The organism is Nonomuraea sp. NPDC047897 (assembly GCF_043204415.1).
Lineage (GTDB): Bacteria > Actinomycetota > Actinomycetes > Streptosporangiales > Streptosporangiaceae > Nonomuraea.
Genome location: NZ_JBIDCC010000001.1, coordinates 273,485 through 285,545 on the forward strand (window position 1 = coordinate 273,485; position 12,061 = coordinate 285,545).

At 73.9% G+C, this 12,061-nt stretch carries 8 protein-coding genes; 5 read left to right on the forward strand and 3 right to left on the reverse strand.

The window, feature by feature from the left end; genetic code table 11:
• The first annotated feature begins 116 nt into the window (after positions 1–116).
• The 3 genes from ACGF0J_RS01255 to ACGF0J_RS01265 all read left to right on the forward strand — a co-directional run bounded on the left by ACGF0J_RS01255 (position 117) and on the right by ACGF0J_RS01265 (position 5,277).
• Positions 117–1,322, forward strand: a complete 1,206-nt coding sequence (locus ACGF0J_RS01255; RefSeq protein WP_393141090.1) for an ROK family protein — start codon at positions 117–119, stop codon at positions 1,320–1,322.
• 155 nt (positions 1,323–1,477) lie between these two features.
• Entirely contained in the window at positions 1,478–4,276 is a 2,799-nt protein-coding gene (locus ACGF0J_RS01260) for a glycoside hydrolase family 3 C-terminal domain-containing protein (RefSeq protein WP_393141092.1), read from the forward strand.
• On the forward strand, positions 4,273–5,277 hold the full coding sequence (locus ACGF0J_RS01265; protein ID WP_393141094.1) for a LacI family DNA-binding transcriptional regulator: 1,005 nt from the start codon (positions 4,273–4,275) through the stop codon (positions 5,275–5,277). The genes ACGF0J_RS01260 and ACGF0J_RS01265 overlap by 4 nt, the downstream gene beginning before the upstream one ends.
• 50 nt (positions 5,278–5,327) lie before the next feature.
• Here ACGF0J_RS01265 and ACGF0J_RS01270 read toward each other — a convergent pair whose 3' ends face one another.
• The 3 genes from ACGF0J_RS01270 to ACGF0J_RS01280 form a co-directional block, all read right to left on the reverse strand.
• On the reverse strand, positions 5,328–6,854 hold the full coding sequence (locus ACGF0J_RS01270; RefSeq protein WP_393141096.1) for a serine hydrolase domain-containing protein: 1,527 nt from the start codon (positions 6,852–6,854) through the stop codon (positions 5,328–5,330).
• Positions 6,855–6,955: 101 nt separating this feature from the next.
• Positions 6,956–8,332 carry a hypothetical protein gene (locus ACGF0J_RS01275; RefSeq protein WP_393141098.1) on the reverse strand — a complete coding sequence of 459 codons (1,377 nt, stop codon included), beginning with the start codon at positions 8,330–8,332 and terminating at the stop codon, positions 6,956–6,958.
• 133 nt (positions 8,333–8,465) lie between these two features.
• Complete coding sequence (locus tag ACGF0J_RS01280; RefSeq protein WP_393141100.1) at positions 8,466–10,217, reverse strand: acetyl/propionyl/methylcrotonyl-CoA carboxylase subunit alpha; 1,752 nt, start codon at positions 10,215–10,217, stop codon at positions 8,466–8,468.
• A 227-nt stretch (positions 10,218–10,444) separates the two neighbouring features.
• Between ACGF0J_RS01280 and ACGF0J_RS01285 the strand changes: the two genes are divergently transcribed.
• Together ACGF0J_RS01285 and mycP are read left to right on the forward strand one after the other, a co-directional pair.
• The gene (locus tag ACGF0J_RS01285; protein WP_393141102.1) at positions 10,445–10,717 is read left to right on the forward strand and encodes a WXG100 family type VII secretion target; all 273 of its coding nucleotides are present in this window, start codon (positions 10,445–10,447) and stop codon (positions 10,715–10,717) included.
• A gap of 120 nt (positions 10,718–10,837) precedes the next feature.
• Positions 10,838–11,977 carry a type VII secretion-associated serine protease mycosin gene (mycP, locus tag ACGF0J_RS01290; RefSeq protein ID WP_393141104.1) on the forward strand — a complete coding sequence of 380 codons (1,140 nt, stop codon included), beginning with the start codon at positions 10,838–10,840 and terminating at the stop codon, positions 11,975–11,977.
• The last annotated feature ends 84 nt before the right edge of the window (positions 11,978–12,061 follow it).

The following is a 12,061-nucleotide window of genomic DNA, read 5'->3' on the forward strand; positions in this document are numbered from 1 at the left end:
AAACAAATTAGGGAAGGGTGACCCTCGCCACAAGGGGCCGGCCCGGTCACAGGTTGGTGAAGGGAACCCGCGATGCGGCATGCTGGGGTCACCTCTTGGCGGGAACGGGGCTGATTTTGATCACATCCACGACCGGCCCGCAGCCGGCCGACTTCGCCGACGTCCGGGCCACCAATCTCGCGGTCGTCCTGCGGTTCGTGCGCGAGCACGCGCCGTGCTCGCGCGCGGACATCGCGGCGTCCACCGGGCTCAACAAGGCGACGGTCTCCAGCCTGGTCGCCGACCTGATCGACCGCCGGCTGGTGCGCGAGACCGGCCTGACGGAGAACCGGGTCGGCCGGCCGGCCACGATGCTCGTCCTCGACGGCTCGCCGTACGCGGCGATCGGCGTGGAGATCAACGTCGACTACGTCTCGGCCGTGGCCACCGGCCTGGCGGGGGAGCGGCTGCTGACCTGGCGGCGTTCGTTCGCCGGGGGCGCGTCGGTCAGCCAGGACGTGGCCGCCGTCGCCGCCGTCATCAGGCGCGTGGTGGGCCGCATGGCCAAGGACGACCGGCAGATCCTCGGGCTGGCCGTGGCCGTGCCCGGCCTGGTCGACGTCCAGGGCGTCGTGCGGTTCGCGCCCAACCTCGGCTGGCGTGACGCCGACATCAGCGGCGACCTGGCCAAGGCGCTGCGCGACCCGGGCTTCGCCGTCCAGGTCGACAACGACGCCAACCTCGCCGCGCTGGCCGAGCAGCGCTTCGGCTCGCACGCCGGGGCCGCCGACCTCGTCTACCTCACCGGCGAGATCGGCGTGGGCGCCGGCGTCATCCTCGACGGCCGGCTGCGGCGGGGCGCCCGCGGCTACAGCGGCGAGCTGGGTCACGTCCAGCTCGACCCCGAGGGCCCGCCGTGCCGGTGCGGGCGGCGCGGCTGCCTGGAGTCGGTGGCCGGCATCGCCGCCGTGCTCCGGCGTGAGCCCTCGCCGGCCGAGATCCAGGTCGAGATCGAGGAGGTCGTCCGGTCCGCCCGCGCGGGCGACGCGGCCACCCTGAAGATCCTCGACTCCGTGGGCCGCGGCCTCGGCCGGGGCGTGGCCGTCATCGCCAACCTGGTCAACCCCGAGGTGGTCATCCTCGGCGGCTACTACGTGCTGCTGGCGCCCTGGCTGCTGCCCGCGGTCCACGAAGAGGTCGCCGGACGCGTCATCGCGCCGGGTGGCTGCGAGGTGGTCGCCTCGACGCTGGCACACGACGCCGCCGCGCTCGGCGGCGCCGCCCGGGTGCTCGACTCCGTCGACTCCGGTCGCCTGCCCGGCGGCGCGGCACGCCTCGCCTGACGTCCCGGAAAGCCTCGCCTGACGTCCCAGAAAGTCGTGACGGAGGTCTTGACCTCCGTCCCCCAGGCGGGCACCCTTCATGAAACCCACCGAAATTTCCGCGTAACTTCCCCGGCCGGTCGTCGAAGCGCTTCGACACTTTCAGAGGGATGGCCATGCACGAACCCTTCCGCGACCCTGACGTTCCGATCCCCGACCGGATCCAGGACCTGACGCGCAGGCTCACCCTGGAGGAGAAGCTCGCCCTGCTGCACCAGTACCAGGCGCCGGTCGACCGGCTGGGCGTCGGCCCCTTCCGCACCGGCACCGAGGCCCTGCACGGGCTGGCCTGGCTCGGCCCGGCCACGGTCTTCCCGCAGGCGGTCGGCCTGGCCGCCACCTGGGACCCCGAACTGGTCCGCAGGGTCGGCGAGGCCACCTCCGACGAGGTGCTGGCCTTCCACCACAAGGACCCGGCCGGCGCCGGCCGCAACGTCTGGGCGCCCGTGGTCAACCCACTGCGCGATCCGCGGTGGGGCCGCAACGAGGAAGGCTACTCCGAGGACCCGTGGCTGACCGGGCTGATGGCCACCGCGTACGCGCGCGGCCTGCGTGGGAGCGATCCCACAGTGCTCAAGACCGCGCCCACGCTCAAGCACTTCCTCGGCTACAACAACGAGACCGACCGCTGCGTCACCTCCAGCAACCTGCCGCCGCGCGTGCTGCACGAGTACGAGCTGCCCGCCTACCGCCCGGCCCTGGAAAGCGGCGCGGCCGTCGCCGTCATGCCCTCCTACAACCTCGTCAACGGCCGGCCCGCGCACCTCAGCCCGCTGATCGAACGGGCCCTGCGGGCCTGGGCGCCCGACGAGATCCTCGTGGTCAGCGACGCCTACGCCCCCGGCAACCTGACCGGGCTGCAGCGCTACCACGACACGCTGCCCGAGGCGTACGCGCACGCGGTCCGGGCGGGACTCGACAGCTTCACCCAGGACGACGACCGCGGTGCGGCCACGATCGGCCACCTGCGCGAAGCCGTCACCCGCGGCCTGCTCGCCGAGGCCGACGTGGACCGGGCGGTGCGGCACGCACTGTCGATCAGGTTCCGGCTGGGCGAGTTCGACCCGGCGACGCCGTACGACGACATCACCGAGGAGGTCGTCAACCGGCCCGAGCACCAGGCGCTGGCCCGGGAGGCGGCGCGCCGGTCGTTCGTGCTGCTGTCCAACGACGGGCTGCTGCCGCTCGGCCCCGTCACCAGGATCGCGGTGATCGGCCAGCTCGGCGACACCCTCATGGAGGACTGGTACAGCGGCACCCTGCCGTACGCCGTCACCGCCCGCGCCGGGCTGGCCGAGCGGTGCGAGACCGTGTTCTGCGAGGCCATGGACCGGATCACGCTGACGGCCGAGACCGGCCCGGTCACCGCAGACCCGGCCGGCGGGCCGCTGAGCGTCGCCGCCGCCCCGCCCGGCCAGGCCGGCGCCTTCGACCTGTTCGACTGGGGCGGCGGCGCCTACGCGCTGCGGGCCGCCGCCACCGGCCGGTTCGTCTCCGCCGACGACGGAGTCCTCGTCAACGACCAGCCCGGCCCGAACGGCTGGGAGGTGCGCCAGACCTTCCGCCTGGAAGACCGGCCGCGCGGCGCGATCGCGTTGCGCCACATCTCCACCGGCTGCTACGTCGGAGCGGGCGACGACCGGGTGCTGCGCCTGGTGGACGACGCCGACCAGGCGCTCTGGCTGACCATGGAGGTCGTCCGGAGCGGCGCCGAGCAGGCGGCCGAACTGGCCGCGACCGCCGACGTCGCGGTCGTCGTGGTCGGCGACCACCCGCTCGTCAACGGCCGCGAGACGGAGGACCGCACCAGCCTCGCGCTGGCGCCGGCACAGGACGCCGTGGTCGCCGCCGTGCACGCCGCCAACCCCCGCACGGTCATGGTGATCAGCAGCGGCTACCCGCTCACCTGGACCAGCGCGGACCCGCCCGCCGTGCTGTGGTCCGCGCACGGTGGCCAGGAGTACGGCCACGCCCTGGCCGAGGTGCTGTTCGGCGAGGCCGACCCGGAGGGCCGGCTCACCCAGACGTGGTACCGCTCCGCCCAGGAACTGCCCGACCTGCTCGACTACGACATCATCACGGCCGACGCCACCTACCTGTACTTCCGGGGCACCCCGCTCCACCCGTTCGGGCACGGACTCAGCTACACCAGCTTCGACTTCGCCGATCTGCGGGTGTCCCTGGCGGACGACGTGGTGACGGCCGAGGTGACCGTGACGAACACCGGCCCCCGCGAGGGCGTCGAGGTCGTCCAGTTCTACACGCACCAGCAGCGCTCCCGGGTCAAGCAGCCGCTGCGCAGGCTGCGCGGCTTCGAGAAGGTGCGCCTCGCGCCCGGCGAGAGCCGGACCGTGCGCCTGGCGCTGCCCGTACGGGAGCTGGCCTTCTGGGACGTGACGCGGGGCAGGTTCGTGGTGGAGAGCGCGCCGCACCAGCTCATGGTCGGGCGCAGCGCGACCGACCTGCGGCTGAGCGCCCGATTCGAGGTGGCGGGCGAGACCATCCCGCCCCGCTCCGGGCCGCTGGTGGCCGTGGATCACGACGAGTACGACGCGGTCGCCTTCGTGGACGCCGCCCGCGAGGACGGCGAGGCCGTCCGCTCCGAGGCGGAGGGCGCCTGGATCGTGTTCCGCGACGTGGACCTGACCGGCGCCGCCTCCTGCGTCCTGCACGCGGGCAGCACGGAGGGCGGCGTCGTGACCCTCCACCTCGGCGACCCGCTCTACGGGCCGGCGCTGGCCACCTGCCCCGTCCCGCGCACCGACCGGTACGCCTTCCGGGCGATCGAGGCCCCGCTTGCGCACGCGGACGGAGTCCACGATCTTTATGTGGTGTTCGAGAACGACGGCATCACCCTGACCCGGCTCGAACTCGACGGCGCTGCCCCGGCCGGCGGGCTGGGAGGCGGTGCTTGAGCGGGCGCACGGTCACGATCGCCGAGGTCGCCAGGCACGCCGGCGTCGCGGTCAGCACGGTCTCCTACGTGCTCAGCGGCAAGCGGACGATCTCGGCCGACACCCGCAGGCGGGTGCTCGACAGCATCAGCGCGCTCGGCTACCACCCCAACGCCGGAGCCCGCGCGCTGGCCAGCAGGCGTTCCAACGTCATCGCGCTGGTGCTGCCGCTGCGCGCCGGCGTGCACGTTCCCGTGCTGATGCGCTTCGCCAGCGCCGTCGTCACCGCTGCCCGCCGCTTCGACCACGACGTGCTGCTGCTGACCGCCGACGAGGGCGCCGCCGGCATTCGCCGGGTCGCCGCCAGCGCCCTGGTCGACGCCCTCGTCCTCATGGACGTCGAGCTGCACGACCGCAGGGTGCCGCTGCTGCGCGAGCTGGCCGAGCCCAGCGTGCTCATCGGCTTCCCCGCCGAGCCTGCCGGCCTCACCTGCGTCGACCTCGACTTCGCCGCCGCCGGCGCCCGGTGCGTCGCCCACCTCGCCGAACGGGGGCACACCGAGATCGCGCTGCTGGGCGCCCCCGTCGTGGTCTACGAGCGCGGCACCGGGTTCGCGCGCCGCACGAGGGAGGGCTTCACCGACGCCGTCGCGGCCCACGGCCTCGCCGGGGTGGCGCTGCCGTGCGAGGAGACGTTCGACGAGGTCCACGCGACGGTCGAACGCCTGCTCGCCGACCGGCCGGGCCTGTCCGGCCTGGTGGTGCACAACGAGGCGGCGGTCAACCACGTCCTCGGCTCGCTCCGCCAGCTCGGCAGGCGGGTGCCCGGCGACGTCGCCGTGGTCGCCATCTGCCCTGACGACGTGGCCGAACGGGCCAGCCCGCCGCTCACCTCCGTGCTCATCCCGGCCGAGGAGGTCGGCCGGGAGGCGGTCCGGCTGGTGATGGAGAAGCTGGGGGGCGGCTCCGTGCCGGAGGCCACGCTCCTCACGCCGCAGCTCACCGTCCGCGCCAGCACCTGACACCGCCCGGCATCGCGACGTGGCCGGCCGACCGGGGTGGCGCGGTCCGGTCAGGCGGCCACGGCGAGGCCGTAGGCGGCGAGGAGGGCCGCGGGCAGGCCGACGGAGAACGCCGCCTGCCAGGCCGAGGACGTGCGGCTGCGGGGCAGGGCGGGCCACACGGTCAGCCCGAGCGCCAGCGCCACCCCCAGGACGACCACGCCGGCGCTCCAGGCGACCGGCGGGACCAGCGTCCACAGGCCGGCGTTGTGCGCCAGCCAGAGGAACAGCGCCGCCCACAGCGCCCGCCCGACCAGCGAGACCCGGTCGAGCGCCCGCGGCGGCGCGGGGGCGGCCTCGCCGGGGCCCTCCGCCCGGCGAGCCCTCCTGACGGCGGTCGCCGTCGCCACGAGGAGCGGGACGCCGCTCAGCGTGAAGAGCACCGTGACGGCGAGCAACTGCACCGGCGGCGTGTCCTCGTCCGGGGCGGCCACGCCCAGCAGTCGCAGCCCGACCGCGTCGACCGACCTGCTGGTGTTGGCCAGGACCACCACGCCGCGCCCCGCCGCCCGGTCGAAGCCCGCGTACGCGGAGAAGCCGCCGGTGGCGCCGTTGTGCCAGGTGATCTCCCGGTGCCCGTGCTTGTCGGTGAACCAGCCGTACCCGATCCGCCGGTCGCCGGAGTCGGTGAAGCGGGGGGTGGCGGCGGCCGAGCCGGGGGCGGTGGCGTTCATCGTGGCCTGGACGAGGCGGGCGACGTCGGCGGCGGTGGACCAGGTGGCGCCGCCCGCGCCCGCGTAGCCGTGGTCGCGCCACGGGTCCATCGGCATGCCGTTCTCGCCCTGGCCGCTCGCGTGGCCGGCGGGCAGCGGGTCCCGGGGCCCGAGCACGGTGGTGGCGGACATGCCCAGCGGCTCCAGCAGGCGGGTCCGGAGCAGCGCGGCGTAGCCGCCGCCCGGGGACCGCGGCGCGTTCGCGTGGTCGGCGAGGGCGAGGCCGAGCAGGGCCATGCCGAGGTTGGAGTAGGCGACCTCGCCCCGCTTCCCGTCCGGCGAGACGGCCGCCGCGTCGGCGAGGACGTCCTGCGGTCCGGCCCCGGCGTACGGATCGGCGCCGGTGTAGCTGCCGAGCGCGGCGCGGGCGAGCATGAGCGGGGTCGTCCGGAGCCGGGGCAGGCCCGACCGGTGCGAGGCCAGCTCGGCCAGCGTGACGGAGCCGGTCGCGCCGGACAGGCCGGGCAGCAGGTCGCGGACGGGCGTGTCGGGGGACAGCCCCTCCTCGGCCAGGTCGGCGAGCAGCATGCCGGTCATCACCTTGGGGATGGAGCCCACCTCGTACGGGGTGTCCGGCCCGACCGGACGCGGGACGGGGCCGCCCGAGTCGCCCACGCCCGCGAACCTGACCCGGCCGCCTTCGATCAGCGCCACGGACATGCCCCGGTGGCCCGCGCCGTCCCCGGCAGCCTGCCGCACTGACCGGGCCAGCGCGGCGTCGCCGGTCGTCTCGGGACCGAGGCGCGGCGGGCGGGGCATGGCGAGCACGGCCAGCACGGCCAGCACGGCCACCGCCACGGCGGACAACAGAGCCAGGATCTTCATAAATCCAATATTACGTAATTACGAAGAAGGTTGGGCGGCGGAAACGCGACCGGGCGCGCCCCCGCAGGGAACGCGCCCGATCGGCAGCGAAGAGGAAGCGGCTACCAGTCGCCGCCGCCGAAGTCACCACCGCCGAAGTCGCCGCCGCCGAAGTCCCAGCCGCCACCGCCGCCGAAGTCTCCGCCGCCGCCGAAGTCGCCGCCGCCCGCGTCGGCGGCGCCCTCCGCGTAACCGGCGCCGTAGCCGCCCATGCCCCAGCCGCCGCCGAGCATGCTGCCCATCATGGTGCCGATGAACATGCCGGTCATGATGTCGCCGAAGCCGCCGTAGTAGCCGGAGGCGTAGGGCTGGTAGGCCGGGCCGGCGTCGTAGTAGGGGCGACGCTGGCCGTTGACCATGACCTCGCGCATCTGCGGGTCGAAGCCGCGCTCCACCGCCTCGGCGTCGGCCGTGCAGGCGGGCACGTCGCGCACCGTGCCGCCGGGCGGGGCCCAGCGCACGTCACGCGCCGACGGGCCGTGCTGCGGGTTGAAGAAGCAGGGCGCGCGCCGCTCGGGCACCGGCTGGTCGTTGACCTTGGCCTTCACCACCGCGAGCGCGTAGCGGCCGTCCTCCAGCGTCTGCGTGACGTCGCGGACCTGGTCGGGACGCTGCACGGCGGCGAGCTGCGACTTGGACTTCTCGTAGGAGTCGAGCGCCTGCTGCCACTCGTCGATGTGCCGCCCGCCCTGGCCGGCGAGCGTGACATCGGTGTCGAGCGTCGTGATCTCCTCGCCGAACTTGGTGACGTCCTCCTCCACGGTCTGCTTGACCGCGGCCAGCTCCTGGGCCTCCTTGGCGGCCAGCTTCTTCTTCCGGTTCTTGCTGTAGAGGAAGTAGCCGCCACCGCCGGCCAGCGCGATGACGCCGAGGCCGACGAGCACGCCCGTGCCGCCGCCGCTGCCGCCCACCGGGCCGGAGGCCAGCGCGCTGTTGCGCTTGTTGTCGGCGAGCAGGTTGACCCGCTCGACGAAGTCCTGCATGCCGGACACCACGTTGTCGTTGTGCCGGGTGGCGAGGTTGGCGGCCTGACCGGTCAGGCCGCGGCCGAAGTTGGAGACGGCGAAGAGCGACCTGCCGTCGAGCACGGCGACGGTCATCTGCCCGCTCTTGGCCGCGGAGACCGCGTCGGTGAGCTGCTTGAGATAGGGCCCGGCGGCGGCGTTGTTGGGCACCGTGCCGTCGGGCAGCGCGGCCACGTAGACGCTGACCTTGGAGTCCTTGAGCGTCTGGCGGATCTCCGACTGCTCATCGGCGGTCAGCGGGGAGCCGGGCTGGACGAACAGCGGGTCCTTCTGGTCCTTCCAGTGGGCCAGGACGGACTGCGCGTCGGGCGGAGCCACGGCCGCCTGAACGGCGGGGGTGAGTGCGAAGACGACTAGTAGACCGGCGAACAGAGCCGCGATCGCGGCCCCCGCACGGCGCAGCGGGTGGGTCATTGGCAGCAAGCCTCCTTCGCCCATGAGGACGAACGGGCGGTGGACAAAGTTCCTCACTGGGCACGTTACCCGCCCGGCGGCCGCCGAGCGCGCGCTCGGCGGAGATCTTCGGCTCCGGACGGCCGCCCGGCCGTCAGGCGTCCTTGATCTCGCAGATGGTGGCGCCCGACGTGACGGTCCCGCCCACGGCGGCCGTCAGGCCCGTGACGGTCCCGGCCTTGTGCGCGGTCAGCGGCTGCTCCATCTTCATGGCCTCCAGCACCACGACGGTGTCGCCCTCGGCCACCACGTCGCCGTCGCCGGCGACCACCTTGACGATCGTGCCCTGCATCGGGCTGACCAGCGCGTCGCCGCCCGCCGCCGCCTGCCTCGCGCCGCCCGCACCGCGCCGCGGCCTGCGGGCGCCCGGCGCGGTGGGGGCGCTCGTGCCGAGCCCGGCGGGCAGGACCACCTCCAGGCGCTTGCCGCCCACCTCCACCGTCACCGTCTCACGCGCCGCCGGCTCGCCCTCCGGCCCGGCGGCCTCGCCGGTGTACGGCTCGATCGTGTTGGCGAACTCCGTCTCGATCCACCGGGTGTGCACCGCGAACGGCTCCGCCGTGAACGCCGGGTCGGACACCACCGCCCGGTGGAAGGGCAGCACGGTCGGCATCCCGCCGATCTCGAACTCCGCCAGCGCCCGCCGCGAGCGCTCCAGCGCCTCGGCGCGGGTGCGGCCCGTCACGATCAGCTTGGCCACCAGCGAGTCGAACGACTGCGGCACCGTCATGCCGGCCTCGTAGCCGGCGTCGAGCCGCACGCCCGGCCCCGACGGCGGCCGCCACACGGTCAGCGTGCCCGGCGCGGGCAGGAAGCCCCGGCCCGCGTCCTCGGCGTTGATCCGGTACTCGATCGCGTGGCCGCGCAGCACCGGGTCGTCGTAGCCGAGCGGCTCCCCGGCGGCGACGCGGAACATCTCCCGCACCAGGTCGATGCCCGCCACCTCCTCGGTCACCGGGTGCTCGACCTGCAGTCGGGTGTTGACCTCCAGGAACGAGATCGTGCCGTCCTCGCCGACGAGGAACTCGCAGGTGCCCGCCCCCACGTAGCCCGCCTCGCGCAGGATCGCCTTGGAACTGGCGTACAGCACCTCGACCTGCCGCTCCGTCAGGAACGGGGCCGGAGCCTCCTCCACCAGCTTCTGGTGCCGCCGCTGCAGCGAGCAGTCGCGGGTGCTGACCACCACCACGTTGCCGTGCGCGTCGGCCAGGCACTGCGTCTCGACGTGGCGCGGCCGGTCGAGGTAGCGCTCCACGAAGCACTCGCCCCGCCCGAAGGAGGCCACGGCCTCGCGCACCGCCGACTCGTACAGCTCGGCGACCTCGTCGAGCGCGCGGGCCACCTTGATGCCCCGCCCGCCGCCGCCGTACGCGGCCTTGATCGCGATCGGCAGGCCGTGCTCCTCGGCGAACGCCACCACCTCGGCGGCGCCCGAGACGGGGTCCTTGGTGCCGGCCACCAGCGGGGCGCCCACCTTCTGGGCGATGTGCCGGGCCCGCACCTTGTCACCGAGCGCCGCGATCGCCTCCGGCGGCGGCCCGATCCAGACCAGGCCCGCGTCGATCACCGCCTGCGCGAAGGAGGCGTTCTCGGACAGGAAACCGTAGCCGGGGTGCACCGCGTCCGCGCCCGAGCGCCGCGCGACGTCCAGCAGCTTGCCGACGTCGAGGTAGGTCTCGCCCGCCGAGCGGCCACCCAGCGCGTACGCCTCGTCGGCGACCCGCGCGTGCAGGGCGTCGAGGTCCTCGTCGGAGTAGACGGCCACGCTGGCGAGGCCGGCGTCCTTGCACGCCCGCGCGACCCGTACGGCGATCTCGCCACGGTTGGCGATCAGAACCTTGCGCACCTGCGTCCGTCCTTCCTCCACCGGGGCACTCAACGGAGTGTAAGCGCCGGGCTCCGCCCGCCCTCGGGTGGCCCGCGTGGCCCTCGTGTGGCCCTCGGCGACCCGGACGAGCCCTGACGAAGCCGGATGATCCTCCGCACGACCATAGCCGCTCGGCATAACCGAGGGCGATGGCCGGGCCGCCCGCCTAGGGTGAGCGTGCTGTCACGACGATCCAGGAGGTATGCATGGGCCAGAGCCTGCTCGGTGGCGACCCCGGAGAAATGCAGCAGATGGCGACGCAGTTCACCCAGCAGTCGGAGGCGGTCCGGACCACCATGACCGCGCTCGACCGCGAGGCCGCCAAGGTCGGCACCGCCTGGACCGGCCCCGGAGCCGAGCGCTTCCAGGGCGCCTGGCAGAACTACCGGACCGCGTTCCAGCGGATGACGGAGGAGCTGCAGGAGGCCGCGCGCGTCATCAACACCTACCGGGGCAACATCGAGTCCGCGACCCGCTGAGGCGTCCGGCGCGGACGGTGTCGCGGATGGAGTCGAGCCCCGGCGGAAGCCGGGGCTTTCCGCTGTCCGGCCTCGCGCGTGCCGCGGAACCGGAAATGCCGGGCGATATGCTTCTCGGTCATGATCCCACGGTTACTGTCGGCCTGCGCGCTGGCCGTCGCGATCGTCGTGACGCCGGGCGTCGCCCGTGCCGAGCCCGTCCGGTGCGACCCCGAGAAGGGGTCGATGCAGGTCGCGGAGTCGTGGGCGCAGCGCCGGCTGGACGCGCGCGGCGTGTGGAAGCTGACCCGGGGCGAGGGCGTCACCGTCGCGGTCATCGACAGCGGTCTCGATCTCCGGCACCCGTCGCTGGCCGGAGCGGTGATCAAGCAGGTGGACCTCACCCGCACCGGACATCGCGACTGCATGGGGCACGGCACCGCGATCGCCGGCATCATCGCCGCCCGCTATCTGCGGGGTGTCCCCTTCTACGGGGTCGCGCCCGCCGCGCGGCTGCTGTCGTACAAGCAGACCAACGCGAAGGACGGCGACGTCGCCAAGCTGGCGGAAGCGATCACCAAGGCGGCCGACGCGGGGGCGGACGTCATCAACGTCTCGGTGCAGGCCAGTGACCAGCCCGACCTCAAGGCGGCGGTCCAGTACGCGCTGTCGCGCGACATCGTCATCGTGGCCGCCGCGGGCAACGTGGACCGCGACGGGGTGTCCTCGCCCGCCTACCCGGCCGCGTACGAGGGGGTGCTGTCGGTCGGCTCCGCCACCGAGGACGGCAGGCTGTCCGACTTCTCCAACACCGGTTCGCGGGTCGGCGTGGTCGCGCCCGGCGAGAAGGTCACCAGCACCTGGACCGGCCGCTCGTTCCACGGCAGCCTGGAGGGGACGAGTTTCGCCGCGCCCTACGTGTCGGGCGTCGCCGCGCTGGTGCGTTCCCGGCATCCCCGGCTGACGAACGAGCAGGTGCGCCGGCGCATCGAGCGGACCGCCGACGGCGCGCTCGGCGACGGCACGGGCGCGGGCATGGTCAACCCTCTGCTGGCGGTGACCGCGGTGCTGCCGTCGGAGCAGGTGGCGGTGGCGCCGCCGCCGCCGGCCCCGCTGCCGGAAGGGTTGGTGGCCAAGCGGCCGCCGGTGGACCAGCACGCGATCGACGTGGCGGTGGCCGTGGGAGGTGCGGCCCTGGTGCTCGCGGTGTTCCTCCTGGTGGCGCGGATGGTGGTGCCCATGGGCAGACGGCGGGGGTGGCGGCCGCACCGGCAGCACTGACGGTTTCGATGTGGTCAACGTCCGTGAGGTGGCAGGGAAACACCTGCTACTGGAGTGACATATTTGGTTCAATGATCCGTGAGT